This window comes from Microbacterium testaceum, assembly GCF_001476285.1.
Classification (GTDB): Bacteria; Actinomycetota; Actinomycetes; order Actinomycetales; family Microbacteriaceae; genus Microbacterium; species Microbacterium testaceum_B.
Genome location: NZ_LDRU01000032.1, coordinates 15,839 through 41,814, shown reverse-complemented (window position 1 = coordinate 41,814; position 25,976 = coordinate 15,839). Strand labels below are relative to the sequence as shown.

At 69.2% G+C, this 25,976-nt stretch carries 26 protein-coding genes and 2 tRNA genes; 15 read left to right on the top strand and 13 right to left on the bottom strand.

The genetic code is table 11. The features are described 5' to 3' along the window. Window positions 1-193 precede the first annotated feature (193 nt). Window positions 194-2,614, top strand: a complete 2,421-nt coding sequence (ligA, locus tag NS283_RS06640; protein WP_058596085.1) for an NAD-dependent DNA ligase LigA — start codon at window positions 194-196, stop codon at window positions 2,612-2,614. Window positions 2,615-2,689: 75 nt separating this feature from the next. Here the strand turns inward: ligA and NS283_RS06635 are convergent, their stop codons facing one another. After that, window positions 2,690-4,372, bottom strand: coding sequence for a long-chain-fatty-acid--CoA ligase (locus tag NS283_RS06635; protein ID WP_058596084.1), 1,683 nt, complete (start codon window positions 4,370-4,372; stop codon window positions 2,690-2,692). 177 nt (window positions 4,373-4,549) lie between these two features. Between NS283_RS06635 and gatC the strand changes: the two genes are divergently transcribed. From gatC to NS283_RS06605, 6 genes are all read left to right on the top strand, one after another. Beyond that, a complete protein-coding gene (gene gatC, locus NS283_RS06630) occupies window positions 4,550-4,849 on the top strand; it encodes an Asp-tRNA(Asn)/Glu-tRNA(Gln) amidotransferase subunit GatC (protein ID WP_058596083.1) in 300 nt (99 codons plus the stop codon). Then, window positions 4,846-6,366, top strand: a complete 1,521-nt coding sequence (gene gatA / locus NS283_RS06625; RefSeq protein ID WP_058596082.1) for an Asp-tRNA(Asn)/Glu-tRNA(Gln) amidotransferase subunit GatA — start codon at window positions 4,846-4,848, stop codon at window positions 6,364-6,366. The genes gatC and gatA overlap by 4 nt, the downstream gene beginning before the upstream one ends. Beyond that, window positions 6,366-7,883 (top strand): Asp-tRNA(Asn)/Glu-tRNA(Gln) amidotransferase subunit GatB, encoded by a 1,518-nt coding sequence (gene gatB, locus NS283_RS06620; protein ID WP_058596081.1) that lies wholly within the window; start codon window positions 6,366-6,368, stop codon window positions 7,881-7,883. The genes gatA and gatB overlap by 1 nt, the downstream gene beginning before the upstream one ends. A gap of 136 nt (window positions 7,884-8,019) precedes the next feature. Then, a complete protein-coding gene (gene dinB / locus NS283_RS06615) occupies window positions 8,020-9,276 on the top strand; it encodes a DNA polymerase IV (protein ID WP_058596080.1) in 1,257 nt (418 codons plus the stop codon). 64 nt (window positions 9,277-9,340) lie between these two features. Beyond that, window positions 9,341-9,661 (top strand): hypothetical protein, encoded by a 321-nt coding sequence (locus NS283_RS06610; protein WP_058596110.1) that lies wholly within the window; start codon window positions 9,341-9,343, stop codon window positions 9,659-9,661. Then, window positions 9,636-10,229 (top strand): aminobenzoate synthetase, encoded by a 594-nt coding sequence (locus NS283_RS06605; protein ID WP_058596079.1) that lies wholly within the window; start codon window positions 9,636-9,638, stop codon window positions 10,227-10,229. Before NS283_RS06610 ends, NS283_RS06605 begins: the two co-directional genes overlap by 26 nt. 119 nt (window positions 10,230-10,348) lie before the next feature. On the opposite strand, the gene NS283_RS06600 is transcribed toward NS283_RS06605, so the two are convergent. From NS283_RS06600 to NS283_RS06575, 6 genes are all read right to left on the bottom strand, one after another. Continuing rightward, on the bottom strand, window positions 10,349-10,828 hold the full coding sequence (locus NS283_RS06600) for a DUF2017 family protein (protein ID WP_241492203.1): 480 nt from the start codon (window positions 10,826-10,828) through the stop codon (window positions 10,349-10,351). Beyond that, on the bottom strand, window positions 10,825-11,124 hold the full coding sequence (gene clpS, locus NS283_RS06595) for an ATP-dependent Clp protease adapter ClpS (RefSeq protein ID WP_241490422.1): 300 nt from the start codon (window positions 11,122-11,124) through the stop codon (window positions 10,825-10,827). Before clpS ends, NS283_RS06600 begins: the two co-directional genes overlap by 4 nt. Beyond that, a complete protein-coding gene (locus tag NS283_RS06590; RefSeq protein WP_058596077.1) occupies window positions 11,124-11,501 on the bottom strand; it encodes a metallopeptidase family protein in 378 nt (125 codons plus the stop codon). The genes clpS and NS283_RS06590 overlap by 1 nt, the downstream gene beginning before the upstream one ends. Window positions 11,502-11,604: 103 nt before the next feature. Then, a tRNA-His gene (locus tag NS283_RS06585) sits at window positions 11,605-11,680 on the bottom strand. A 36-nt stretch (window positions 11,681-11,716) separates the two neighbouring features. After that, window positions 11,717-12,343, bottom strand: a complete 627-nt coding sequence (gene orn, locus NS283_RS06580; protein WP_058596076.1) for an oligoribonuclease — start codon at window positions 12,341-12,343, stop codon at window positions 11,717-11,719. Window positions 12,344-12,382: 39 nt separating this feature from the next. Next, window positions 12,383-12,455: transfer RNA gene (locus NS283_RS06575), tRNA-Arg, on the bottom strand. A 116-nt stretch (window positions 12,456-12,571) separates the two neighbouring features. Here NS283_RS06575 and NS283_RS06570 point away from each other — a divergent pair. Beyond that, window positions 12,572-12,781 carry a hypothetical protein gene (locus NS283_RS06570; protein WP_058596108.1) on the top strand — a complete coding sequence of 70 codons (210 nt, stop codon included), beginning with the start codon at window positions 12,572-12,574 and terminating at the stop codon, window positions 12,779-12,781. Between the two features lie 73 nt (window positions 12,782-12,854). Here the strand turns inward: NS283_RS06570 and yczE are convergent, their stop codons facing one another. Further along, window positions 12,855-13,454, bottom strand: a complete 600-nt coding sequence (yczE, locus tag NS283_RS06565; RefSeq protein WP_058596075.1) for a membrane protein YczE — start codon at window positions 13,452-13,454, stop codon at window positions 12,855-12,857. A gap of 61 nt (window positions 13,455-13,515) precedes the next feature. Between yczE and yczR the strand changes: the two genes are divergently transcribed. Next, window positions 13,516-14,934, top strand: coding sequence for a MocR-like transcription factor YczR (gene yczR / locus NS283_RS06560; RefSeq protein ID WP_058596074.1), 1,419 nt, complete (start codon window positions 13,516-13,518; stop codon window positions 14,932-14,934). 28 nt (window positions 14,935-14,962) lie between these two features. Here the strand turns inward: yczR and NS283_RS06555 are convergent, their stop codons facing one another. Beyond that, the gene (locus NS283_RS06555) at window positions 14,963-15,220 is read right to left on the bottom strand and encodes a hypothetical protein (RefSeq protein ID WP_153001351.1); all 258 of its coding nucleotides are present in this window, start codon (window positions 15,218-15,220) and stop codon (window positions 14,963-14,965) included. 203 nt (window positions 15,221-15,423) lie between these two features. Between NS283_RS06555 and NS283_RS06550 the strand changes: the two genes are divergently transcribed. From NS283_RS06550 to NS283_RS06535, 4 genes are all read left to right on the top strand, one after another. Then, a complete protein-coding gene (locus tag NS283_RS06550; RefSeq protein ID WP_058596073.1) occupies window positions 15,424-15,942 on the top strand; it encodes a single-stranded DNA-binding protein in 519 nt (172 codons plus the stop codon). A 71-nt stretch (window positions 15,943-16,013) separates the two neighbouring features. Then, window positions 16,014-16,508 (top strand): DUF6993 domain-containing protein, encoded by a 495-nt coding sequence (locus NS283_RS18865; RefSeq protein ID WP_193752638.1) that lies wholly within the window; start codon window positions 16,014-16,016, stop codon window positions 16,506-16,508. Between the two features lie 180 nt (window positions 16,509-16,688). Beyond that, complete coding sequence (gene ettA / locus NS283_RS06540; protein ID WP_058596072.1) at window positions 16,689-18,368, top strand: energy-dependent translational throttle protein EttA; 1,680 nt, start codon at window positions 16,689-16,691, stop codon at window positions 18,366-18,368. Continuing rightward, entirely contained in the window at window positions 18,361-18,906 is a 546-nt protein-coding gene (locus NS283_RS06535; protein ID WP_241492202.1) for an acyl-CoA thioesterase, read from the top strand. The genes ettA and NS283_RS06535 overlap by 8 nt, the downstream gene beginning before the upstream one ends. A gap of 42 nt (window positions 18,907-18,948) precedes the next feature. On the opposite strand, the gene NS283_RS06530 is transcribed toward NS283_RS06535, so the two are convergent. Next, window positions 18,949-19,818, bottom strand: a complete 870-nt coding sequence (locus tag NS283_RS06530) for an acyl-CoA thioesterase (RefSeq protein ID WP_193752637.1) — start codon at window positions 19,816-19,818, stop codon at window positions 18,949-18,951. A gap of 53 nt (window positions 19,819-19,871) precedes the next feature. Between NS283_RS06530 and NS283_RS06525 the strand changes: the two genes are divergently transcribed. Both NS283_RS06525 and NS283_RS06520 read left to right on the top strand, forming a co-directional pair. Further along, complete coding sequence (locus NS283_RS06525; RefSeq protein WP_058596071.1) at window positions 19,872-20,540, top strand: hypothetical protein; 669 nt, start codon at window positions 19,872-19,874, stop codon at window positions 20,538-20,540. Between the two features lie 180 nt (window positions 20,541-20,720). Beyond that, window positions 20,721-21,560, top strand: coding sequence for a hypothetical protein (locus tag NS283_RS06520; RefSeq protein ID WP_058596070.1), 840 nt, complete (start codon window positions 20,721-20,723; stop codon window positions 21,558-21,560). Window positions 21,561-21,599: 39 nt separating this feature from the next. Here NS283_RS06520 and NS283_RS06515 read toward each other — a convergent pair whose 3' ends face one another. From NS283_RS06515 to pepN, 3 genes are all read right to left on the bottom strand, one after another. Next, window positions 21,600-22,061, bottom strand: coding sequence for a globin (locus tag NS283_RS06515; protein WP_058596069.1), 462 nt, complete (start codon window positions 22,059-22,061; stop codon window positions 21,600-21,602). Window positions 22,062-22,069: 8 nt separating this feature from the next. Then, window positions 22,070-23,311 carry a mechanosensitive ion channel family protein gene (locus NS283_RS06510; protein WP_058596068.1) on the bottom strand — a complete coding sequence of 414 codons (1,242 nt, stop codon included), beginning with the start codon at window positions 23,309-23,311 and terminating at the stop codon, window positions 22,070-22,072. A 95-nt stretch (window positions 23,312-23,406) separates the two neighbouring features. Beyond that, window positions 23,407-25,956 carry an aminopeptidase N gene (pepN, locus tag NS283_RS06505; protein ID WP_058596067.1) on the bottom strand — a complete coding sequence of 850 codons (2,550 nt, stop codon included), beginning with the start codon at window positions 25,954-25,956 and terminating at the stop codon, window positions 23,407-23,409. Window positions 25,957-25,976 lie beyond the last annotated feature (20 nt).

Here is a 25,976-nt window from a genome sequence, read left to right as displayed (position 1 = left end):
CGTTGCGCGCGGGCGGGAGGGCGCTGTGAGCGGGCGAGAGGGCGTTGCGCGCGGGCGGTGTGACGGGCGGAGGACGAGGGACGAGCGGAGGACCGCCGCGTCGGAAACGCCCTCCCGTCGTCCCTGGTCCTCCGCTCGACACGCTCCCGCAAGGCCCGCGCTCGATGTCGGAGGCCCTCCCTAAGCTGGATCCGTGACCGAGCACGATCAGCTTCCCGACCTCACCCTCGACGACGCGCGCACCGAGGCCGCCGACCTGGCCCAGCGCATCGTCGACGCCCGCGAGGCGTACTACGGTCGCGATGCCGAGCTCGTCGATGACGCGACCTACGACGGCTGGATGCACCGGCTCGAGGCGCTCGAGCGGCTTCATCCCGAGCTGCAGGGGCAGGACAGCCCGACGCTGTCGGTCGGTGCGGCCGGGGCCACGGATCTCGCGACGATCGAGCACGCCGAGCGCATGCTCAGTCTCGACAACGTGTTCTCGCCAGACGAACTGCGCGACTGGGCGGTCAAGACCGAAGCCGCCGCGGGGCGGAAGGTGCACTGGCTCAGCGAGCTCAAGATCGACGGCCTGGCGATCAGCCTGAGGTACGAGAACGGCGTGCTGACCTCGGCGGCGACGCGCGGCGACGGGCGCGTGGGCGAGATTGTCACCGAGAACGCGCTGCGTCTCGCGGGTGTGCCGCGCGAGCTCTCGGGAGCGGGCCATCCGGCGCTCGTGGAGGTGCGCGGAGAGGTCTTCATCCCCGTCGCGAAGTTCGAGAACCTCAACCGCCTCCAGGGGGAGTTCCGGGAGCGCGCCGTCGCTGAGGCGCGAGAGCGTGCCGCCGGTCGGCGCGGTGCGCGTGCGTTCGACGAAGAGAAGGCGGAGCAGGCTGCGGCGCGCCGGTTCCCCGCCTTCGCCAACCCGCGAAACGCGGCCAGCGGTGGCCTGCGGCAGCAGATCGAGAAGAAGAGCGGTCTCGAACTCGAAGCGGGTCTCGCGCGGATCGACTCCCTGTCGCTGTACGTGCACGGGATCGGAGCGTGGCCCGATCCGCCCGTTGCGGCGCAGAGCGAGATCTACGAACTCCTCGCGTCTTGGGGACTCCCCACGTCGCCCTACAGCCGCGTCGAGTCGAGCATCGACGGCGTGCTGTCGTTCGTCGCGCACTACGGCGAACACCGACACGACGTCGAGCACGAGATCGACGGCGTGGTGGTCAAGGTCGACGAGCTCGCGCTGCACGACGAGCTCGGCGCGACCAGCCGTGCACCGCGGTGGGCGATCGCGTACAAGTACCCGCCCGAGCAGGTGAACACGAAGCTGCTCGACATCGTCGTCTCGGTCGGTCGCACGGGGCGCGCGACACCGTTCGCGGTGATGGAACCGGCGAGGGTCGCAGGGAGCGTGGTGCGCCAGGCCACCCTGCACAATCAGGATGTCGTCAAGGTCAAGGGCGTCCTCATCGGCGACACCGTGGTCCTGCGAAAGGCCGGCGACGTCATCCCCGAGGTGCTCGGACCCGTCGTCGAGCTGCGCGACGGGACCGAGAGGGCATTCGTGATGCCGGCGGACTGCCCCGAGTGCGGCACGCCCCTCCGCCCCGCGAAAGAGGGCGACATCGACCTGCGGTGTCCCAACGCACGCTCGTGCCCCGCGCAGGTGCGAGGCCGCGTCGAGCACATCGGCTCGAGGGGCGCTCTCGACATCGAGGCGCTCGGTGAGGTCACGGCGGCTGCGCTCACGCAGCCGGACGTGCCCGAGCGCCCGCCGCTCGACACCGAGGCCGGGTTGTTCGACCTGACCGTCGAGGAGTTGGTTCCCATCGAGGTCGTCGTCCGCGATTCCGAGACGGGCGAGCGCAAAGTCGACCCGGACACCGGAGAGCTCGTCCGTCGGGCGCCGTTCCAGAAGCTCGGCCCAGCGTCGTACCCGCCCGGGACCCAAGACCTCGACCCGGCCGAGCGAAGGCGCCGCGGCATCCGCAAGGACCACCGCGAGGTGCTGCCGTCCGAGCAGGCCATCAAGCTGGTCGCCGAGCTCGAGAAAGCCAAGACGAAAGACCTGTGGCGTCTGCTCGTCTCGCTGAACATCCGCCACGTCGGCCCCGTCGCCGCGCGGGCACTCGCTCAGTGGTTCGGATCTCTGGATGCCATCCGCGCGGCGTCGCGCGAAGAGCTCGCCGCGGTCGAGGGGGTCGGCGGCATCATCGCCGACGCCGTGATCGACTGGTTCGAGATCGACTGGCATCGAGAGATCGTCGATCAGTGGGCGGCTGCCGGGGTGCGGTTCTCGGTGCCGGGGCACCCCGGTCCCGGGGCCGCCGCCGCGGCGGGTGGTGTTCTGGCCGGCCTCACCGTGGTCGCGACGGGGTCGCTCGACGGCTACACGCGCGAGGGGGCGCAGGAGGCGATCCTCGCCGCCGGCGGCAAAGCGGCGTCGAGCGTGTCGAAGAAGACCGACTTCGTCGCGGCGGGGCCGGGTGCCGGATCCAAGCTCGCGAAGGCCGAGGAGCTGGGGCTGCGCATCCTGGATGCCGCTCAGTTCCGCATTCTGGTCGAGCAGGGGCCCGCAGCGCTCGATGGCGGTGCGCCTGAAGGCTCGGACGCGGTCGTCGACGAGCGTTAGGCCGCACGGCGGTGCGATCGGCGAGTCGGCACCGGCGACCCGCGGCAGGCGACGACGTCATCGCTCAGGCGACGATCACTCCTTCGGGAGGAGCTGCTCCCGTACCTGGCGGCGCAGCACCTTGCCGATGAGTGACTTCGGCAGTTCGTTGACGACGACGATGCGACGCGGAACCTTGTACGGCGTCAGGATGCCGCGCGCGAACGCCCGCACCGCCTCAGCGTCGATCGCGCCGGGAGTAGTCGGAACCACCGCGGCGACGACCTCCTCACCGGAGTGTTCACTCGGCAGCCCGACCACGGCCACATCGGCCACGTCGGGATGCTGGCGCAGCACGTTCTCGACCTCGGTGGGTGCGACGTTGAAACCGCCCGTGATGATCAGTTCTTTGATCCGGTCGACGATGCGGACGAACCCGGCGTCATCGATCGTGACGATGTCCCCCGTGCGGAACCACCCGTCGACGAAGACTTCGTCGGTCGCTTCGGGCTTGCCGTAATAGCCGGAGAACACCTGCGGTCCTCGGACGACGAGTTCGCCGCGTTCGACGTCGCGACGCGGGTCGTCGGGGTCGACGACCCGGCACTCGGTTCCGGGGAGCGGAAGACCGACCGTCCCGGCGACGCGGTTGTCGGCGACGGGGTTCGCCATGAGGACGGGGGAGCACTCGCTCAGACCGTATCCCTCGACCAGGTATCCGCCCGTGGCCTTCTCGAAGGGGACGACCAGATCGTGCGGCAGCGCCATCGCGCCGGAGATCGCCACGTCGGTGCCGTGGAGCGAGATGCCCTTCGCCTGCGCCGCGGCGAGGAGCCGCTCCGCGATCGGCGGAACCAGGGGCAGGAAGGTCGCGGGGTGCTTCTTCGTCACAGCCAGGACCAGATCGGGATCGAACTTGGGGAACAGCACCAGTCGCGCTCCCATCGACATGGCGAACGTGAGGCACAGAGTGAGCCCGTAGGCGTGGAACATCGGCAGGACGGCATAGACAACGCACCCTTCGCCCCGCACGATCTGCGGCACCCACGCGCGCGCTTGCGCGGCGTTGGCGAGGAGATTTGCGTGCGTCAGCATGGCACCCTTGGGGGTACCGGTGGTGCCGCTCGTGTACTGGATGATCGCCAGGTCGGCCGACGAGGGACGCGGGTGCGCCTCGGGCAGCGGCGAGTGACGCACGAGGTCGGCCCAGGGGGTGGCGTCCCGCGTCTTCTCGGTGAGTGCCGCCCGCGACTCTCGGGCCTTCGCGATCGGGAGGCGCAGCGCCAGGCGCATGCGGAACGGCATCGCTTCTGTCACGTCGACCGACACGAGCGTCGTCAGCCGCAGGTCCGCGGGGAAGTCCTGCACCGTGCGCACGACCTTGCTCCAGACGATGGCGTGCTTCGCGCCGTGGTCTTCGAACTGCTTCCGCAGCTCGCGAGCGGTGTAGAGCGGGTTGTGCTCGACGACGACGGCGCCGAGCCGCAGGACGGCGTAGAACGCCACGATGTGCTGCGGGCAGTTCGGGAGCACGATCGCCACCGGGTCGCCGGCGCGCACGCCGTGAGCAGCCAGCGCGCCTGCGACGCGCGCGATCTCGGCGGACATCTCGGCGTACGTCGTCTCTCGTCCGAAGAACTGGAGCGCCGGAGCGTCGGGATAGTCGCGGGCCGAGGCATCGACGATGTCGACGAGCGACCCGGTCTGGGGCTCGAGGTCTTCGGGAACGCCGGCGGCGTAGCTGTGGGTCCAGGGACGGGGCGGATCGAAGCTGGTCACCCGGCCAGCCTAGGGCGAGGCATGTCGCGCGGGGCGTCGTTCACAACCGCGATCCGTGTCCACAGGATTTCGGAGGCGAGTCGACCGTTCCTCCCCAGGCGTGTCTCGCTCGGCGACTCTCCCCGGCCATGCCGGTCGCGAGCGCAGGGCGAACACGACGCGAACTAGGATCGGAGGGTGTCTGAAATCACTCCTGATCTCGTGCGCCATCTCGGTGTGCTCGCCCGGATCCAGTTGAGCGACGAGGAGGTCCAGAGCCTCACCGGCCAGCTGGATGCCATCGTCGACAACATCGCGAAGGTGTCCGAGGTGGCGACCCCCGAGGTCGTCGCGACGAGCCACCCGATCCCGCTCGAGAACGTCTTCCGCCCCGACGTCGTGCAGCCGCAGCTGACGCGCGAGCAGGTGCTGCAGAACGCGCCCGACCAGGCCGACGGCCGATTCCGCGTGACCGCCATTCTGGGAGAAGAGCAGTGACCGATCTCACCCGCCTCACCGCGGCCGACCTGGCGGCCAAGCTCTCGTCGTCCGAGGTGTCGAGCGTCGAAGCCACGCAGGCGCACCTCGACCGCATCGCCGCCGTCGACGGCGCCGTCCACGCGTTCCTGCACGTCAGCGACCACGCCCTCGACGTCGCGGCTGACATCGACCGCCGTCGCGCCGCCGGTGAGCAGCTGCACGAGCTGGCGGGAGTGCCGCTCGCGGTGAAGGATGTGCTCGTCACGACCGACATGCCGTCCACCAGCGGTTCGAAGATCCTCGAGGGCTACATGTCGCCCTACGACGCCACGGTCGTCGCTCGTTCCCGTGCCGCCGGTCTCGTGCCGCTCGGGAAGACCAACATGGACGAATTCGCGATGGGCTCGTCCACGGAGTTCTCCGCCTACGGTCCCACGCGTAACCCCTGGGATCTCGACCGCATTCCGGGTGGTTCCGGCGGTGGCTCGGCGGCGGCCGTCGCCGCCTTCGAGGCACCCCTGGCACTCGGCTCCGACACCGGTGGTTCGATCCGCCAGCCCGCCCACGTCACCGGCACGGTCGGCGTCAAGCCCACCTACGGTGGGGTCAGCCGCTACGGCGCGATCGCCCTGGCCTCGAGCCTCGACCAGGTCGGTCCGGTCACCCGCACCGTGCTCGACGCAGGCCTGCTGCACGACGTGATCGGCGGGCATGACGCGAACGATTCCACTTCGCTGTCGGACGCGTGGCCCTCATTCGCCACGGCCGCCCGAGAGGGGGCGACCGGTGAGGTCCTGAAGGGCCTGAGAGTGGGCGTCATCCGCGAGCTCGACGACCGCGGCTTCCAGAAGGGCGTGTCGGACTCGTTCCGCGCCTCGCTGGCTGCCATGGAAGCCCAGGGCGCCGAGATCGTGGAGATCAACGCGCCTCACTTCGAGTACGGAGTCGCCGCGTACTACCTGATCCTTCCCGCCGAAGCGTCGAGCAATCTCGCGAAGTTCGACTCGGTGCGATTCGGTCTCCGCGTGACCCCGCAGGGTGCCCCCACGGTCGAGAACGTCATGGCCGCGACGCGCGACGCCGGGTTCGGGCCCGAGGTCAAGCGCCGCATCATCCTCGGAACGTACGCGCTGTCCGCCGGCTACTACGACGCCTACTACGGCAGCGCGCAGAAGGTGCGCACGCTGATCCAGCAGGACTTCGATGCCGCTTTCGCGCAGGTGGACGTCATCGCGACGCCCTCGGCGCCGACGACGGCCTTCCGACTCGGCGAGAAGATCGACGACCCCCTGCAGATGTACCTCAACGACATCACCACGATCCCTGCCAACCTCGCGGGCGTCCCGGGTATCTCGATCCCCAGCGGCCTGGCCGAAGAAGACGGGCTGCCCGTCGGCATCCAGTTCCTCGCCCCCGCCCGCGAGGACGCGCGCCTGTACCGCGTCGGCGCGGCGCTCGAGGCGTTGCTCGTCGACCAGTGGGGCGGTCCGCTCCTCGACCGTGCCCCTTCTCTCACGAACGGAGCGTCGCTCTGATGGCGAAAGACGCCCTGATGGACTTCGACGAAGCGCTCGAGATGTTCGAGCCCGTCCTCGGTTTCGAGGTGCACGTCGAGCTCAACACCGCGACCAAGATGTTCTCGTCCGCGCCGAACCCGGCGAACGAGGCGAACCACGGCGCCGAGCCGAACACGCTCGTCGCGCCGGTCGACATGGGGCTCCCCGGTGCCCTGCCGGTGGTGAACGCCGAGGCGATCCGCTCGTCGATCAGCCTGGGCCTCGCCCTCGGCTGCTCGATCGCGCCCTCGAGCCGGTTCGCTCGGAAGAACTACTTCTACCCCGACCTCGGCAAGAACTACCAGATCTCGCAGTACGACGAGCCGATCGCCTTCGAGGGCTCGGTCGAAGTCGAGCTCGAAGACGGCTCGATCGTCACCGTGCCGATCGAGCGCGCACACATGGAGGAAGACGCGGGCAAGCTCACCCACATGGGCGGCTCGACCGGCCGTATCCAGGGCGCGGAGTACTCGCTCGTCGACTACAACCGCGCCGGTGTGCCGCTCGTCGAGATCGTCACCAAGCCGATCTTCGGTGCGGAGCACTCCGCCCCCGCCCTCGCCAAGGCGTACGTCGCGACAATCCGCGACATCGTTCGCGGTCTCGGCATCTCGGAGGCCCGGCTCGAGCGCGGAAACCTCCGCTGCGATGCGAACGTGTCGCTGCGTCCGCGCGGCCAGGAGAAGCTCGGCACCCGCACCGAGACGAAGAACGTGAACTCGATGCGTTCTGTCGAGCGCGCCGTGCGGTACGAGATCCAGCGCCAGGCCGCGATCCTGGCCAAGGGTGGCACGATCACGCAAGAGACGCGGCACTGGCACGAAGACACCGGGCGCACCTCGCCGGGCCGACCGAAGTCGGATGCCGACGACTACCGCTACTTCCCGGAGCCCGACCTGCTCCCTGTGGTGCCCGCGCCCGAACTGATCGAGGAGCTTCGAGCGGCGCTCCCCGAGCCTCCTGCCGCGCGTCGGCGTCGACTCAAAGCCGAGTGGGGCTTCACCGACCTGGAGTTCCAGGACGTCGCCAACGGCGGGCTCCTCGACGCGGTGGCCGACACGATCGCCGCAGGGGCCGCCCCCGCGGCCGCCCGCAAGTGGTGGACCGGCGAAATCACTCGCGTCGCCAACGCGCAGGAGCGCGATGCCGCCGATCTCGTTTCACCGGCGAACGTCGCGGCCCTTCAGAAGCTCGTGGACGCGGGAACGCTCACTGACAAGCTCGCCCGCCAGGTGCTCGAAGGCGTCATCGCCGGTGAGGGGACGCCCGAAGAGGTCGTCGCTGCGCGCGGTCTCGCCGTCGTCTCCGATGACGGGGCGCTCATCGCGGCGATCGACGATGCGCTTGCCGCTCAGCCCGACGTCCTCGCGAAGATCCGTGACGGCAAGGTGCAGGCCGCCGGCGCCGTCATCGGCGCGGTCATGAAGGCGATGAAGGGGCAGGCCGACGCCGCCCGCGTGCGAGAGCTCGTGCTGGAGCGCGCGGCCGCGCAGTAGAACCGCCCGCAGGACCCCGGATGCCACGATCCCGGCCGCGCATGCGCGGCGGGTCGTGGCATCCGTCGTTCTTGCGGGCTTGAGGCATCGTCAGCGCCAGCGTCTCGATGTCGGAGGCCCGGGAGAGAATGGACCTATGGGACGCGGGGACGGCACGGGGCGCATCGTCTCGCCCCCGGGCGCGGATGACACCGGCACCGGCATCCTGCACGTCGACATGGATGCCTTCTTCGCCTCGGTCGCGGTGCTCGATGACCCCTCCCTCGCCGGAAAGCCGCTCATCATCGGCGGCTCCGAGGGCCGCGGCGTGGTGTCGAGCGCGTCCTACGAGGCTCGTCGCTACGGGGTGAAGTCGGCCATGCCGGTCGCCGTCGCGCTGAGACTATGTCCGACCGCGATCGTCGTCAATCCTCCGTATCACCGGTACACGGAGATGTCGCGGCAGGTCATGGCGATCTTCCACGACGTCACGCCCCTCGTCGAACCCCTCTCGATCGACGAGGCCTTCCTCGACGTGCGAGGCGCTCGACGTCTGTGGGGGAGTCCGGGGCGGATCGCGCGCGATCTCCGCGCACGAGTCGAGGCCGAGACCGGACTCACGTGCAGCATCGGGGTCGCGGCGACGAAGCACGTGGCGAAGATGGCGTCGACGATCTCCAAGCCCGACGGGTTGCTCATCGTCGCGGCGAGCCAAACCGAGGCTTTCTTGCGTCCGCGGTCGGTGCGGGCCCTCTGGGGTGTCGGACCCAAGGCGGCCGAGGCTCTCGAGGCGCGCGGCATCCGTCTCGTCTCCGACATCCTGGACGCGCCCCAGGCCGTGCTCGAGCAGGCACTGGGACCGGCGATGGCAGACCGGGTCTGGCATCTCTCCCGCGGGATCGATGCCCGCGAGGTCCATACGGGTCGCACGGAGAAGAGCATCGGTCACGAAGAGACATTCCACGCTGACATCTCCGATACGCCCACGCTCCACGTCGAGCTGCGCCGTCTCGCGGATCGGGTCGGAGCGCGTCTGCGCGCGCAGCAGTACGAGGCGGGCACCGTGGCCATCAAGGTGCGCTTCAGCGACTTCACCACGCTGAGTCGCTCGCGTACCCTGCCCGAGGCGACCTCCGTCGGTCAGCGCATCGGCGATGCGGCGATCGAGCTGTTCGACGCGATCGACCGTCGACAAGCGGTGCGGCTCGTGGGCGTGCGCGGCGAGAAGCTCGCTCCGGCGGCCATGGCCGCGACCCTGTGGGATGACGACGCCGAATGGCGCCGCGTCGAGGGGGCGCTCGACAGCGCCGTCGCCCGTTTCGGTCGCGGCGCCGTGACCCGCGGCTCGTTGCTCGGACCGACCCGTGGCGGCGGGGCGCTCCCGACCAACCCTCGTCCGACGTACGACCACTGACACGGTCGGCGCGACGGCGCAACACCCCTGGGCTCCGGTGGGCGTCGCGGGTACGGTGGGGAACATGCCCAACATCGCATTGGAACTCGGCAAGCAGTCCACCAACTTCGGCGTCACGGCCGCGTACGGCGAGCAGCAGGACGTCGACGGCGTCCGCATCGTCCCGGTCGCGCTCACGTGGGCCGGTTTCGGCGGTGGATCCGACGAGCAGGGCAACGGTGGCGGTGGCGGCGGCGGATACACCCTGCCTCTCGGCGCATACATCCGCCGCGGCGACGACCTGCGCTTCGACCCGAACATCGTGTCGCTACTCGCCGTCGCCGTTCCGTTCGTATGGGTCGCGGGTCGCGCGCTCAGCCGTGTCATCCGCGCCCTCAAGAAGTAACGCGGACGAGGTCGACGAGGCTCTCACCGCGGCCACGTCCGCGGTGTTCGAGCGCGTGCGCGCGGTCGGCGCGACCAACCCGGTGATCGTCATCGACGGGCGCAGCGGTGCGGGGAAGAGCTCGCTCGCACGCCGCCTCGTAGCGGCCTGGCCGTTGAGAGGACGAGTGCAGCTCGTCGCGCTCGACGATGTCTATCCCGGCTGGGACGGTCTCGCCGCCGGCTCGACGTACGCGTGCGAGATGATCCTGACTCCGCACGCGAAGGGCGCTGTCGGGGTGTGGCAGCGCTGGGACTGGGAAGCCGGCGGGCGTGCGGAAGCCTACGCCGTCGACCCGTCCCTGCCACTCGTCGTCGAGGGAGCGGGTGCTTTGACTCCGGAGACCGCGCGGTTGGCGGACGTCGCGGTGTGGGTGGATGCGCCGTCGCCGTCGCGCAGACATCGCGCTCTCGAGCGTGACGGCGATACGTATCGTCCGCACTGGGAGCGGTGGGCGGCGCAGGAGGACCGGCACATCGAGCAGAACGGCCCGGTGTCGCTCGCGACCCTATTCGTGCGGGTGCCGTAAGCCGGACGCAGTGGCCCCAACGATCGCGGGCGCTCGGGCAGTGGCGCGTCCGGCGCCTTCGACCAGCTGGAGGGTCGGGTCCCTGAGCTCGTCGAAGGGACCGGGCGATGCCGAAACGCTCAGCGGCGGTTGAGTGCGGTGACGAGACCGTCGAGGCGGTAGCCGATCCAGTCGTAGATCCCAAAGCGCGGATCGTCGGGCTGATGATCGTCTTCGCTAAGGATGCCGAGGCGTGTCGCCATCACGAGACGCACCGCCGACAGGGTCCGCATCCACGACAGGGCCTCGTCTTCGCCGAGAGCGATGGTGAGGGTGGCATCCGGGTCGCCTTGGTCATGCGCCCCGCCGTCCATGCCGAGGGTGCGGAGGACGACCTCCGCGTCGGCGGCGCGTCGACCGAGCAGGTCGTCGCCGGTCAGCCGACGGAACTCCCGTGTCGCTTCCTCATCATCGGGATACGCATCCGGCAGCAGGCGTGCGACGGCAGGGTCGTCACTGCGCTGCGTGTCCGTCACGACATCACGGAACTGCCCGACGATGCCGGCGAGGTGAAGGGCCTCGAGACCGCTGATCTCGAGGACGACGATCTTGTCGCTCACGCGGGTTCCTTCCGAACTGTCGCCCACAGGCCGTAATCGTGCATGGCATGCGCGTGTGCTTCCATCACCTCGCGGGGGCCGCGCGCGACGACCGCGTGACCGTCGTGGTGCACGGCGAGCATGAGCCGCTCGGCCGTCGCGGCGTCGAAGCCGAAGTAGGTGCGGAACACGTGACTGACATAGCTCATGAGGTTCACGGGGTCGTTCCACACCACCGTCTGCCATGACGAGGGCGGAACGGCCGTGAGCTCGGTGTCGTCGACGACGTCGAGATCGGGGGTGGCCACCGTCGGCATCATGCCCACCCCAATTCGTGCAGGCGCGCGTCGTCGATGCCGTAGAAGTGGGCGATCTCGTGGACCAGGGTGGTGTGGATCTCGTCGCGGAGCTCCTGCTCGTCGGAGCAGGCCGCGAGGTGCGGCTCGCGGTAGAGGATGATGCGGTCGGGAAGCTCGCCCACGCCGTATCGGTCGCGCTCCGTCAGAGCCCAACCGTCATAGAGTCCGAGGAGATCGAGCGACCCGTCCTCGGGCCGGTCTTCGACGACGAACACGACATTGTCCAAACCCTCGACCATGTCGTCGGGGAGCTGGTCGAGTTCGTCGACGACCAACGCCTCGAACTGTTCGGCGTCGAGCCGGAGCGCGACGCCGGAACCCGCGTCTTCGCTCATGTCATCTCCTGAAAGTCGCCGCTCGGGCAATTCTACGGTCGATCGGCTCGAGCCCGACGAAGGACGAAGGCCCGTCGAGGTGATCGACGGGCCTTCGGGGGAGTGGGGTGGCTAACGGGACTTGAACCCGCGACCCCCGCGACCACAACGCGGTGCTCTACCAACTGAGCTATAGCCACCATGTGTCTGCCGCAGCGGACAACTGAACAATTATGTCACACGTGGTGAGCGAACGATGACACGGCCGAGGACGCGATCGACTTCGCCTCGTCACTGGTGGGACCCGGCTGAGGGACGAATACGGCTTCGCGATAGTAGGCGAGTTCGCGGATGGACTCGAGGATGTCGGCGAGCGCCCGGTGTCCGCCGTTCTTCGCCGGCGCGTGGATGTACGCCCGCGGATACCACCGGCGGGAGAGTTCCTTGATGCTCGAGACGTCGACGTTGCGATAGTGGAGCCAGCGGTCGACGCGCGGCATGTACTTGGCCAGGAACATGCGGTCGGTGCCGATGGTGTTGCCCGCGAGGGGAGCCTTGCCCTCGACCGGCGCGAACCGCTGGATGTATTCGAGCGCCTGGAACTCGGCATCCGCGAGGCTCACCCCGTGGGGGATCTCGTCGAGGAGTCCGGACGAACGGTGCATCTCGGTGACGAACTCGCCCATGTTCTCCATCGCCGAAGCGTCGGGCTTGATCACGATGTGGAAGCCGGGGTCGAGCACGTTGAGCTCGAAGTCGGTGACGACGACGGCGATCTCGACCAGCTCATCGACCGCGAGGTCGAGGCCCGTCATCTCGCAATCGATCCAGACGAGCCGGTCATTCGTGGAGGCGCCTACCATCCCTCCAGTCTAGTGAGGGGGTCCGACACCGGAGCCGAGTCCCCCAGACACGATTCGAACGTGTGACCGGCGGATTAGAAGGCCGCTGCTCTATCCACTGAGCTACTGGGGGTCGTGCACCAGGATATCTCCGCCGTCCGACCCCACCACACCGACTCGCGCGTCGATCCCCTGGCCGCGGGCCGCGGACGGAGGTACTCTGCCGCCATCGAGAGCAAAGGAGCACTCATGTCCGAAACGGTGACGCGACGCCTCTGGGTCGCATACGGGCCCGCGGGTGTCGTCGGCAAGATCCAGAAGGATGCCGATGGCTACGGCGTTCACATGGCGGGGAAGGACGAGCCGCTGGGCGTGTACCCCACGATGGAGATCGCGAAGAACGCGCTCCACTCGCACCTGAAGCCCGGCAGCGACCGGCCCGAGTTCCGCGAGCACTGAGCAGAGATTCCCGCGCGCAGCCTCGGACGGGGCAGCGCGCGGGGACCCTCTCGTCGCTCGTGCGCGGGCACCGTCACACGTGCGCGGGCGCGGGGACCTTGTCGCGCGTGGCCAGCAGAGGCAGGGCCACGTGGACCAGTGGCCCGATGCCGAGGGCGAAGACCACGGTCCCGATCCCCACGGTGCCGCCGAGGATCCATCCGAGGACGAGCACGGTTCCCTCGACACCGAGCCGGCAGGCCCAGATCGGCCAGCCGAAGCGCGCGTGGAGGCCCGTCATGAGCCCGTCGCGCGGGCCGGGACCGAAGCGGGCGCCGATGTAGAGACCGGATGCCGCCGCCACGACGACGACACCGGCTACGAGCATGAGTGCTTGAAGCCACCACGCGTCGGGGTGCGGGAGGAATCCCAGAGCGATCTGCATACTCGTGCCGACCAGCAGGATATTGGCGACCGTACCGACCCCGGGCTTCTGGCGCAGGGGGATCCACACGAGGAGAACGCCGAGTCCCACGATGTTGGTGATCCATCCGACGCCGATTCCGGTGACGCGCGAGAGTCCCTCCGCGAAGACCGTCCACGGGTCGACCCCGAGCCCGGCTGCGACCGTGAGCGCACAGCCGAAGCCATAGGCGATCAGGCCGATGAGAAGACGAAGAATGCGCTGGGACATGAGGAAATCCAATCAGGGGATTGGCTTTTGCGCGTGATGCCAATTCACCTATCGTGGCCTCATGGATTCCCGGATCTCGGCACGCGCTCTGGCGGAAGCCCTGGGCGGCTGGCGGGGCAACGGGCCTGCCTACGAAGCTCTCGCGGACGCCGTGCGGCTGCTCTGCCTCGACAACCGCATCGCTCCCCGGACGGCCCTGCCGGCAGAGCGTGAGCTCGCCGCGGCGCTGTCGCTGAGCCGGACCACCGTCGCGGCCGCGTATCGAAGTCTCCGTGACACGGGCCACATTGAAAGCCTGCGGGGGAGTGGGAGCGTCACACGCCCCCTACCGCGGAACGATCCCGCGGGCCTCGCGGCCGTGACGGACGCGATCGATCTGCAGCAGGCCAGCCCCGCTGCGTGGCCAGGTCTGCCCGCGGTCATCAACGAGGTGCTCCAGGACGCCAGCGCCATCGTCGCCCGCTCCGGATACGACGTGGTCGGGTCGATCGCCCTCCGCGAGGCGATCGCGGACCGCTACCGCGGACGCGGGGTGCCGACCACAGCCGACCAGATCCTGGTCACGACCGGCGCTCAGAGCGCGATCCACCTCGTGGCATCCGTGCTTCTCAATCGTGCGGACCGCGTACTGATCGAGACGCCGACCTACCCGCATGCAGCGGAGGCCTTCCGGTACGTGGGTGCCCGTCTGGTCGGGGTGCCGGTCTCGACGGCGGACGGGTGGGACCTCGACCGGGCCGCGCAGACGTTTGCACGGACTCTGCCCTCTCTCGGGTACCTCATGCCGGACTTCCAGAACCCGACGGGTCGCACGATGTCGCCCGCGGAAGTGGATGCGTTCGTGAAGGGTGCGGAAATGACCGGTACGTTCCTCGTCCTGGATGAGACCACGGCGGACCTCGACATCGATCGCCCGGGGCGTGCCACGCACTTCCCCGAGTCCGACTTGGTGATTCGCATCGGCTCGCTGGGCAAGACCGTGTGGGGCGGGTTGCGGGTCGGGTGGATTCGTGCCGAAGCGGACATCGTCCGCCGCTTGGCCAGCGGCCGGCCGGTCCACGATCTGGGTACGCCCGAACTCGAGCAGGCCGTCGCCACGCTGCTCGTTCCCCGCCTCGACGAGATCGCCGCCCAGCGGGGAGACCTGCTCCGCGCCGGGCGCGACGCCCTGGTGCGCGCCCTGCGCTCGACATTCGAGGACTGGGAGATCCCCACCCCGCACGGCGGGGTGTCGCTCTGGCTCGGGATCGGCGAGCCCGTCAGCACACCCCTCGTCATGAACGCCCGCTCTCGCGGGCTCCTCCTCTCGGCCGGGTCGCGGTTCGCGACCGAGGGCGGACACGATCGGCGGCTGCGGATGCCGTTCACCGCCCCGCCGGCCACCCTCGACCGCGCCGTCGACCTGCTCGGGGCGGCGTGGGCGGACGTCCGCGCCGACGGCCGCGCATCTCGCCTCGGCGAGCTCACCGCGCTGGTGTGAGGCGTTCCGCCACCGCTCCGGAAGCAGGTCATCGCGCGTAGCGAAGACATTCGAGAGCCTCGGCCGCGGACCAGAACTCGCCGAGCCGTCGGAAGGCGCCGGACGCGGAGTGGAACCGCTCGGCGGCATATCGCCAGCCGCGCTCGGACGCCGTGGCCCGAACGTGCCCCACAACGACTCCGCGTCGATCGGCGATGCGCCACAGACCAGCGGCGACATGGGTCGCTGCGCCCCACCCGGCCGGACGCGGTGCCGGAGCGAGGTCGTTCCACAGTGCGGTGCTCATGCGGGGAATCTACGACCGACCTCCGACATCGGGACGGATGAGGGTTTTCACGCCTCACCCCCACGACGCGAAATGCGCGGATCCTCCACAAAACCGGTCTTCCTCGGCATGACGCTCGCGCGGCGACGGGCAATCTGGCCTCGCTCCGGTATCCGTCGGGCACACGGATGCCGGAGCGCACACCCTAAGGAAAGGAATCCACCATGAGCGACCACATCACTCTCGTCGGCAACATCGTCGGCGACCCCGAAGAACGCGCGACTCGCGGAGGCGACTCCATTGCGGCCTTCCGTCTGGCGGTGAGCGAGCGCCGGTTCGATCGCGAGCGCGGACAGTGGATCGACGGGCACACCAGCTATTACGCCGTGTCGGCGTTCGGCGAACTCGGACGGAACGCTCTCGCTTCAATCCGAAAGGGCGAGCGCGTCGTGGTCTCGGGACGGCTGCGCCTGCGCGAATGGGAGAACGAGACGAAGCGCGGTGTGAGCGCCGACGTGACAGCGGACGCGGTCGGACACGACCTTCGCTGGGGGACCACGCAGTTCCAGCGGACGCCCCGCGGCGACACGGCGCGTTCCGAGACCGCGGAGACGCCGGCGCCTTCGAATGACGAATGGACGGCTCCGACCGCTGAGGACGGAGCCATCGCCCCGTCCTCGGGTGAGCAAGCGGGCGAGAACGACAGAGAAGCGATCGAAACCGCGGACGCCACACCCTTTTGACGACGGTATCGCGCGCCGGGTGCTGCGGGGCGTGGAAAGCGCCGTCGGAGGAGGTCCGTAGAATCGAGCGCGTGTCTCGCCCCTCAGGTCGTCTTCTCGCTCCCGCAGCGCTCGTCGCTCTCCTGGCTTTGAGCGGATGCACCGGGGCATCACCCGAGCCCGCTCCGGCTCCGGCGACGAGCGCGCCCGTGGACTCGTCGGCACCCACGTCGTCGCCGACGGCCGCCCCGGCTCCGACACTGGAACCGAACGGCTCTGCGGCCGACAACCTCCCCTACTTCTCGCAGATCGTCGCGGGCGTCGCGGGGGGTCCGAATCCGGTTTCCGGTCGCGCGTACATCGATGCGCTCGTCCAGGGCGGCTTCGACAAGGCCGCGATGCAGGTGACGCAAGACGAGTCGACGATCGGAAACCCCGCCGAGAGCATCGAGTTCTCGGTGAGGTGGGGAGACCAATGCCTCGTCGGGCAGGTCGGGCCGTCGATCGGCGCTCCCGTGAGCACGGTCCTTCCGGGACTCAGCTCCGGGGGATGTCTGATCGGCCAGACCCGTCCCATCGACTGGTGACGAGCCGTCCCGTCGCGAAGCGTCGCACCGCCGTGCACGCCCTCTCGAGCGGCTCTCTCCACCGCGGGCGCTGATCGACATCGGGGAGGCGAGCAACGGCACGGGCGCCGGATGTCCGTGCGTCCCCTAGACGCGCGGGAGCCCGGCCGTCGCCCCCGCGGGCCATAGACTGGACAGGTTATGGCGGAATACATCTACTCCATGGTCCGCGCGCGCAAGGCCGTGGGCGACAAGCTGATCCTCGACGACGTCACGATGTCGTTCCTCCCCGGTGCCAAGATCGGCATGGTCGGGCCGAACGGTGCCGGTAAGTCCACGATTCTGAAAATCATGGCCGGTCTCGACACCCCGTCCAACGGAGAGGCGCGGCTGAGCCCGGGCTTCACTGTCGGCATCCTCATGCAGGAGCCTGAGCTCGACGACAGCAAGACGGTCCTCGAGAACATCCAGGACGGCGTGGCGATCAAGCCGAAGCTCGACCGGTTCAACGAGATCTCGGCGCTCATGGCAGACCCGGACGCCGATTTCGACGCGCTGCTCGCCGAGATGGGCACGCTGCAGGAAGAGATCGACGCGGCCGACGGCTGGGACCTCGACTCCCAGCTCGAGCAGGCGATGGACGCCCTGCGCACGCCGCCGGCTGACGCGAGTGTCGTCCCCCTCTCGGGTGGTGAGCGCCGTCGCGTCGCGCTCGCGAAGCTGCTGCTGCAGAAGCCCGACCTGCTCCTCCTCGACGAGCCCACCAACCACCTGGACGCCGAGAGCGTGCTCTGGCTCGAGCAACACCTGAAGGCCTACAAGGGCGCCGTCATCGCCATCACCCACGACCGGTACTTCCTCGACAACGTCGCGGAGTGGATCGCCGAGGTCGACCGCGGTCACCTGTACCCCTACGAGGGCAACTACTCCACGTACCTCGAGAAGAAGGCACAGCGTCTCGACGTCCAGGGCAAGAAGGACGCGAAGCTCCAGAAGCGCCTGAAGGAAGAGCTCGAGTGGGTCCGCTCCAACGCGAAGGGGCGCCAGGTCAAGTCGAAGGCTCGTCTGGCACGCTACGAGGAGATGGCGGCCGAGGCCGAGCGCACCCGGAAGTTGGACTTCGACGAGATCCAGATCCCCGCGGGTCCGCGCCTGGGCAGCATCGTCATCGATGCCAAGAAGCTCGAGAAGCGCTTCGGCGACCGGTCGCTCATCAGCAACCTGAGCTTCAACCTGCCGCCGAACGGCATCGTCGGCGTGATCGGTCCCAACGGTGTCGGAAAGACCACGCTCTTCAAGACCATCGTCGGCCTCGAGCCCCTCGATGGCGGCACCCTGAAGATGGGCGAGACGGTCAAGATCAGCTACGTCGACCAGTCGCGCGCCAACATCGACCCCGAGAAGACGCTGTGGGAGGTGGTGTCGGACGGTCTCGACATCATCACGGTCGGCAAGACCGAGATCCCGTCGCGCGCCTACGTCTCGAAGTTCGGCTTCAAGGGACCCGACCAGCAGAAGAAGGCCGGCGTGCTCTCGGGTGGTGAGCGCAACCGCCTGAACCTCGCCCTCACGCTCAAGGAGGGTGGCAACCTGCTGCTGCTCGACGAGCCGACCAACGACCTCGATGTCGAGACGCTGAGCTCGCTCGAGAACGCGCTGCTCGAGTTCCCCGGCTGCGCCGTCGTGATCACGCACGACCGGTGGTTCCTCGACCGCATCGCCACGCACATCCTCGCGTACGAGGGCACAGAGGAGCACCCCGACCAGTGGCACTGGTTCGAGGGCAATTTCGAGGCCTACGAGGCGAACAAGATCGAGCGCCTCGGTGCCGACGCCGCGAACCCGTCGCGCTCCACCTACCGCAAGCTCACGCGTGACTGACGACGTCGCTTCGGTGACCCCCGACGAGGGTCCGGCATCCGCCGGGCCCTCGCGGGTCCACGTCCCCATCCACCTGCGATGGGGCGACCTCGACGCCCTCGGGCACGTCAACAACACCTCGATGCTGAAGCTCCTCGAAGAGGCGCGTCTGCGGGCATTCTGGTTCAGCGACGGTGAGGGCGAACCGCTTCCGACCGCCGTGTTCGACATGGACGTGCTCGACAGCGGGGGAGACCGCGCCACGCTCATCGCCCGGCAGGAGATCGAGTACCTCCGTCCCGTGCCCTACAGCCAGCGCCCCCTCGACGTCAGGATGTGGATCGGCGCCATGGGCGGTTCGAGCGCCGACATCTGCTTCGAGGTCTACAGCCCTGTCGGCGACGCCGAGCCGACGCTGTACGCACGCGCCACGGCAGTGGTCGTGCTCGTCGACACCGCCAGCGGGCGACCGATCCGCTGGAGCGAGACCGAGCGCTCGGCGTGGGCGCCCTACGTCGGAGCGCCCATCGAGTATCGCCGTCGGCCCGGCCGCAGCTGACCACGACAGGGCGAACGGATGCCGAGGGCTCGGCATCCGGAATCAGTCGCGGGGAACCCGCACCATGACCTCTTGGGCGACGCTCGCGATGAGGACGCCGTCGCGACCGTAGATGCGGCCTGTCGACAATCCGCGACCGCCGCGCGCGTTCGGCGACTCCTGCACGTACAGCAGCCAGTCGTCGACGCGGCCCGGGCGGTGCCACCACATCGCGTGGTCGAGGCTCGCGACTCTCAGCCCCGGCGTGTTCCACGCGACGCCGTGGGCCCGCAGGATGGACTCCTGGATCGTCAGGTCGCTGAGGTACGCCAGCGCGGCGCGGTGGACGGCCGGGTCATCGCCGACGGGGCGGCGCAGCTTCATCCACACGGCCTGCCTCGGCACGTGAGGGCCCTCCGCCGAGGCGTAGAGCGGCGAGGCGACATGACGCACTTCGACGGGGCTGGCTGACAGCATGCGCCTGCTGATCGGGTGCAGGGCGTCGACCTCGAGGGTCGGAATGGCCTCCGGGGTGGGGACACCGTCGGGCATCGGTTCGAAGTGTTCGAGTCCCGGGTCGTCGTCCTGGAACGACGCGATCATCGAGAAGATCGGCACACCGGACTGGAACGCCTGCGTCCGCCGTGTGGAGAAGGACCGACCGTCGTGGATGCGGTCCACCGAGAACGTGATGCCGTCCGTCGGGTCGCCGGGACGCAGGAAGTAGCCGTGCATCGAGTGCACCGTCCGCTCGGGCGGAAGGGTGCGAGAGGCGGCCACGATCGTCTGCGCGAGCACCTGCCCGCCGTAGACACGACCGGTCGGCATCGGCTGCGACACGCCCGTGAAGATGTCTTCGGTCGTCCGGGCGCCGGCATCGCGGAGATCCAGCACCGCGAGGAGGGACGCCACGGGATCGTTGGCGTCGGTCACGCTGACTCCCGTTCCGGCGCGGCGTACCCGCACCGCTTGATAGTTTAGGGCGGGTGTCCGCGCGCCTGTTGTTCCCCGACCCGCAGGCGGCAGCCGACCTGCTCACCTTCGCCTCCCGGGCCATCCGTCTCGGAGACGGCACGGTGCGCCTCCGCGCCGCCTCCGGCGTCCTCGCCACGACCGCGGCTCCCCTCGCACCGCGCGGCTTGTTCGACGCGACGCCGACGGTGCTCGGGATGCGCGTCTCCGCCATCGATCCGGAGCTCGAGTGCGACCTCGTCGTCGAGGCATCCGCGCTGCTGCCGGCCCCGGATGACGCGTCCGCCGTCGTTCTGCCCGAGACGGGGACCTCGCCCGCGTGGGCGGGTATCTCTCCTCCGCGGAGCGGATGGGAGCAGACGGATGCCATCGACGCCGCTGTTCTGGCATCCCGCGCCCAGTACGGAGTGGCGGCCGTCGCCGATTCTCTTCCCACGGATGCCGGCGAGGACGTCGTCCGGACGGTTCGCGCGCAGGTATGGGGACAGCCCGACGAGGCCCTCGGGGGACTGCCCCTCGGTACGGCCTTCGCCGCGTTCGCGCTCGGATTCATCGCCGGGGGCGAGGAGGCGCCCGTGCGCAGGAGCGGCGCGTGGACTCGCGTCACGCTCGCGCGTGGGCACGTTCTCGTGCGGGGGCCGGTGCGTTCCGGGCTGACCGCGGTGCGCACGACCGGGAGCTGATTCAGGGAACTCAGGGAACGCAAAGGCGGCGTCTCTACGCTGGATGCAGCAAGGGGAGTACTCCCATCGCGATGCATCCGTCATCACGAGGTCACCGTTGGCCTCCGGGTGCGTCGGGCCGGTTTCGGCGGAGGAGACCTTGACGTCGCAGCCGTGTGCTGCCCGTCGAGAGGTGCCCCCATGGTCTCGTTCTCCCGCCTGTTCGATCTCGCTTCGAAGGCCGTCGACAAGGCGTCCTCCTCCGGTGCCGGCTCGCGCCCCGCCCCCGGTGGTCGCGATTGGCGCGACATGGTCCGCTCCGCCGCGGATGCCGTCACCGGCGATCGGCGCGGAGACGCGCCCGCGTCCTCGACGCCTCCGCCCGCGGCCGGCACCCCCGGCCGCTACGCGCCCCCGCCGGCCGGAGTCACCCACGGCGCCCGACACGCATCCGGCGGGGCCTCGGCTGCGACTCCGTCGGCCGACGATCGCGCCGCGATCGCCCGCTACGACTATCTGCTGCGAACGGCAGACCCCGACCGCGTCGAGCAGATGCACCGCGAGGCCTTCGCCCGCTTGACCCCCGATCAGAGGGCGCACGTGCGGTCTCGGATGGACGCCGATCTCGATCCGCGCGAGCGGCCCCGCTCCGATGACCCCGCGGATCTCGCGCGGACCGCGGCACGGGCCGAAGCGGCTCGCCCCGGGCGGATGTCGGCGCTGCTGGCCAAGGCCGGACGGGGCGGACTCGTCGGGGCCGGCGTGGTGGGAGCCGGAGGACTGCTCGCGGCCGTCGCCGGCGGGGCTGTCGTCAGCGCCGTCGCCGCACCCCTGCTCGCACAGGCGGGGGAGATGGGCGTCGACTTCGCGGGGCTCGCCGAAGGGGTCGACCTCGAGGCCCTGGCATCCGGTGCCGATCTCTCCTCTCTCGCCGAGGGGACCGGGATCGGGGAGCTGGCCGACGGAGCCCCGGATGCCGTGACGGGCTTCGGCGAGCAGCTGTCGGGGTTCGAGCTGCCGGGCTTGAAAGACCTCTTCTGACGGATCGCGGTGCGAGGACCGCCTCCCGTAGATGCGTGGTTACGAGGGCGATCCGTCGGCCGCACGGACGGGGAGACCCGTGTCGGGGCGGCCGTTCTGCTGCGGCCCGATGCCCCGCGCCTCGAAGGTGTTGACCATCGCGTACGCGGCACGCTCGAGATAGTCCCAGAGGGGCGCCTCGAACGCGGGTGGGAGGGCGATCTCGTCCACCGCGGCACGCATGTGTCGCAACCATCGATCGCGCGCGTCGGGGTCGACGTGGAACGGCATGTGCCGCATGCGCAGGCGCGGGTGTCCGCGCGTCGCGCCATAGGTCGTCGGGCCGCCCCAGTACTGGGCGAGGAAGAGCGTGAGACGTTCGGCCGCGGGCCCGAGGTCTTCCTCGGGGTACATCGGCTTCAGCACCTCGTCGGTGGCGACACCGCGATAGAACGCATCGACCAGTCGGCGGAAGGTGTCCATCCCCCCGACCTGGTCGTAGAAGCTCACGGGCTCGCTCATTGGCTCGCTCACGGGGTGTCTTTCTCGTCAGCCCGAACAGCGGGCGGGGTCGGCTTGGGCTGGTCGACGCCCGGCGCGTCCGGCAGGTTCACGACGGCCGTCGGGGTGTCGTCCCGCACGGCCTTCTTCTTCTTGACCCGGGGCGGCACGTCGGACGCGCGGTCCTCGACCGTCTCGGACACCTCGAGCTTCCGACCGCGGGGGCGCCACCGCGGCCGCTCCGCGCCGGGGGCCACCTGCGTTTCCTTGGTCTTCGGCGGGTGCGCGCCCCGAACGCTCTGCGCGCCCTCGGGCCCGGTGAGCGTGATCGAGTTGAGCTGCGGCAGGGCGATCCCCATCGCGTCGATCGCGCGCTTCAGCCGGGCGCGCAGCTCGCGAGCGACGTCGTCTTTCGCGCTCGATCGGGTCTTCATGACGAGCCGGATGACGAGGGCGTCGCCGCTGATCGACTCCAGCCCCCAGATCTCGGGCTGCTCGATGATGCGCGAGCGCCACTTCGGCTCCTTCGCCATGGCCTTCGCAGCGGTGAGCATCGCGGTCTCGACATCGTCCAGATCGGCGTCCGTTGGAACCGCGAGGTCGATGATGACGCGCGACCACCCCTGCGACATGTTGCCGATGCGCGTGATCTCGCCGTTGCGGACGTACCAGAGGGTGCCGTTCACGTCGCGGACGTGGGTGATGCGCACGCTCACGAACTCGACGATGCCGGTCGCGAGACCGAGGTCGACGACGTCGCCGATACCGATCTGGTCTTCGGCGACGATGAAGATGCCGTTCAGCACGTCCTTGACGATGTTCTGGGCGCCGAAGCCGAGTCCGGCACCGACGGCCGCCGTCAGCAGCGTGAGGGATGCCAGCGCGTCGGGAGCCACGATGGTGGCTATCCACACCAGGGCGACGACGACCAGGATCACGTTGACGATGTTCTGGAGGATCGTGCCGAGGGTTCGCGTCCGCTGGACGAGACGGACCGCGCTGAGCGGGGATCTGTCGAGCGCCTGCGTGTCGTCGACCCGGGCCTTGCTCTTGGCGCCGTTGACGATGCGGTCGACCACTCGGCGGATGATCACGCGGAGGAGCCACGCGGCGACCGCGACGCCGACGATGATGCCCAGGATCTGCAGCAGGACGCCACCGAACCCGAGCAGCTGGCCGCCGATCCAGGTCCAGGTGTCGATGCTCGTCAGGTTGCCCGGGTCGACGGACTGCGAGGGAGACGGTTCGGGGACTTCGGCGAGAAGTGACATCCCTCCCATCGTAACGAGCGGCTCCTCAGCGCGGCCTGGAAACGACGGATGCCCCCGCTCTGAGGGAGCGGAGGCATCCGAGGTCAGGGCGGGCGTTACACCGCGTCGCGCTCCTGAACGGCCAGGGCGCGCTCCACTCCGGCGAGGTTCTCGCTCACCAGTCGGCGGAGCGCCGGCGCGGCGTCCTTGTGCTCGGCGAGCCAGCCACGCGTGGCGTCGCGCAGAGCCGCGCTCGCGAGAGCGGCGGGATACAGACCCACGATGAGGTACTGCGCGATCTGGTAGCTACGCGACTCCCAGATCGGCAGCAGCATCGCGAAGTAGGGCTCGACGAAGTCGGCCAGGACTTCGACGGTCGCCGGGTTGGTGAAGCCCGCAGCGGTGGAGCGCACGATCGTGTTGGGAGCGTCGGTGCGTTCGATGAGCGAGTCCCACGCCTCCTGCTTCGCCTCGTGCGACGGCAGCGACGCCTTGGCCATCGCCGCGAACTCTCCGCCCTTCGCCGTGTTGTCGGCGGCGCGCGCCTCATCGATCTCGGCCGCGGTGACGGCGCCCGCCGAGGCGAGCGACACCAGCAGCTGCCACGACAGATCGGTGTCGATGGTCAGACCCTCGAGCGTGATCTCTCCGTCGCGCAGAGCTTTCACGGTCTCGGCGTGCGCGGGAGTGGATGCCGCCGACGCGAACGCCGTGACGAACTGCAGCTGGCTGTCGCTGCCGGCCCCAGCCGCTTGCGCGAGCTCCCACAGACCGTCCGCGACGCGTTCGCGCGACGCCTCCCGCTTCGCGGGCGCGACGTACGAGTTCGCCGCGAGTTGCAGCTGGGCCAGCGTCGTGCGGACGGTGGTCGACTCGGTCTCGGAGCCGATGTTGCGCAGCACGAGGTCGAGGTAGTCGGTCGCCGAGGCCTCGGCATCCCGGGTCTGATCCCACGCGGCGCCCCAGACGAGCGAGCGCGCCAGGGGGTCGGAGATGTCCTTCAGGTGCGCGATGGCCGTGGCGAGCGACCGCTCGTCGAGGCGGATCTTCGCGTAGGCGAGGTCGTTGTCGTTCAGCAGGACGAGGTCGGGACGACGGATGCCGCGCAGTTCGGGCACCTCGGTGCGGTCGCCGTCGACATCGATCTCGACGTGATGCACGCGCTCGAGGGCGCCGGCATCGTTCAACGAGTAGAAGCCGACGCCCAGGCGGTGGGGACGGATGGTGGGGTAGTCGGCGGGGGCGGTCTGCACGATCGCGAAGCGCGAGACGGTGCCGTCTGCGCCTTCCTCGATGAGCGGGGTGAGGGTGTTGACGCCCGCGGTCTCGAGCCACTTCTTCGCCCAGTCGCCGAGGTCGCGACCGCTGGTGGCCTCGAGCTCGACGAGAAGATCGCCCACCTCGGTGTTCGACCACTGGTGCTTCTGGAAGTACGCCGCGACACCGGCGAAGAACTGCTCGATGCCGACCCAGGCGGCGAGCTGCTTGAGCACCGATCCACCCTTCGCGTACGTGATGCCGTCGAAGTTGACCTGCACGTCCTCGAGGTCGTTGATCTCGGCGACGACGGGGTGGGTCGACGGCAGCTGGTCCTGACGGTACGCCCAGGTCTTCTCCATCGCGTTGAAGGTCGTCCAGGCGGCCTCCCACTCGGTCGCCTCGGCCGTGGCGATGGTCGACGCCCACTCGGCGAACGACTCGTTCAACCAGAGGTCGTTCCACCACTTCATCGTGACGAGGTCGCCGAACCACATGTGGGCGAGCTCGTGCAGGATCGTGACGACGCGGCGCTCCTTCACGGCATCCGTCACCTTGCTCCGGAAGACGTAGGTCTCGGTGAACGTCACCGCACCGGCGTTCTCCATCGCGCCCGCGTTGAACTCGGGCACGAACAGCTGGTCGTACTTGGCGAAGGGGTACGGGAAGCCGAACTTCTCCTCGAAGTAGGCGAAGCCCTGACGGGTCTTCTCGAAGACGTAGTCGGCATCCAGGTACTGCCAGAGGCTCTTGCGCGCGAAGACACCGAGGGGGATGACGCGGCCGTCGGCACTCGTCAGCTCGCTGTAGGTCGCTTCGTAAGGGCCGGCGACGAGTGCGGTGATGTATGACGAGATGCGCGGCGTCGCGGGGAAGTCCCAGCGGGCGACGTCGTCGGAGACGGCCACCGGCGCGGGTGTGGGGGAGTTCGAGACGACCTTCCAGCGTGCGGGCGCCGTGACCGAGAATGTGAACTCGGCCTTCAGGTCGGGCTGCTCGAACACCGTGTACATGCGGCGGGAGTCGGGCACCTCGAACTGCGAGTAGAGGTAGACCTCGCCGTCGACGGGGTCGACGAAGCGGTGCAGACCCTCACCCGTGTTCGTGTACTCGCAATCGGCTTCGACGACGAGCTCGTTCTCGGATGCCAGGTCGTCGAGCGCGATGCGCGAGTCGGCGAACACCACAGCGGGGTCGAGCGTGCGACCGTTCAGCGTGACGGAGTGGACCGTTCGTGCGATGAGGTCGATGAACGTCGAGGCGCCCTCGGTGGCGGCGAAGGTCACCACGGTGCGCGAGGAGAAGACCTCGTCGCCGCGGGTGAGGTCGAGCTGCACGTCGTAGGCGCGCGTGTCGACGATCGCGCGACGCTCCTGTGCTTCGATGCGGGTGAGGTTCTCTCCTGGCACTGGCGTACTCCCTGGGATGA

Coding starts and splice junctions, on each gene's coding strand:
- NS283_RS06550 (WP_058596073.1), top strand. CDS start 15,424: ATGAGCGACCACATCACTCTCGTCGGCAACATCGTCGGCGACCCCGAA.
- NS283_RS06515 (WP_058596069.1), bottom strand. CDS start 22,061: ATGAGCGAGCCCGTGAGCTTCTACGACCAGGTCGGGGGGATGGACACC.
- NS283_RS06590 (WP_058596077.1), bottom strand. CDS start 11,501: ATGAGCGAAGACGCGGGTTCCGGCGTCGCGCTCCGGCTCGACGCCGAA.
- NS283_RS06555 (WP_153001351.1), bottom strand. CDS start 15,220: ATGAGCACCGCACTGTGGAACGACCTCGCTCCGGCACCGCGTCCGGCC.
- NS283_RS06520 (WP_058596070.1), top strand. CDS start 20,721: ATGGTCTCGTTCTCCCGCCTGTTCGATCTCGCTTCGAAGGCCGTCGAC.
- NS283_RS06570 (WP_058596108.1), top strand. CDS start 12,572: ATGTCCGAAACGGTGACGCGACGCCTCTGGGTCGCATACGGGCCCGCG.
- gatB (WP_058596081.1), top strand. CDS start 6,366: ATGGCGAAAGACGCCCTGATGGACTTCGACGAAGCGCTCGAGATGTTC.
- orn (WP_058596076.1), bottom strand. CDS start 12,343: ATGGTAGGCGCCTCCACGAATGACCGGCTCGTCTGGATCGATTGCGAG.
- ettA (WP_058596072.1), top strand. CDS start 16,689: ATGGCGGAATACATCTACTCCATGGTCCGCGCGCGCAAGGCCGTGGGC.
- dinB (WP_058596080.1), top strand. CDS start 8,020: ATGGGACGCGGGGACGGCACGGGGCGCATCGTCTCGCCCCCGGGCGCG.
- NS283_RS06510 (WP_058596068.1), bottom strand. CDS start 23,311: ATGTCACTTCTCGCCGAAGTCCCCGAACCGTCTCCCTCGCAGTCCGTC.
- NS283_RS06610 (WP_058596110.1), top strand. CDS start 9,341: ATGCCCAACATCGCATTGGAACTCGGCAAGCAGTCCACCAACTTCGGC.
- clpS (WP_241490422.1), bottom strand. CDS start 11,124: ATGCCGACGGTGGCCACCCCCGATCTCGACGTCGTCGACGACACCGAG.
- yczE (WP_058596075.1), bottom strand. CDS start 13,454: ATGTCCCAGCGCATTCTTCGTCTTCTCATCGGCCTGATCGCCTATGGC.
- yczR (WP_058596074.1), top strand. CDS start 13,516: ATGGATTCCCGGATCTCGGCACGCGCTCTGGCGGAAGCCCTGGGCGGC.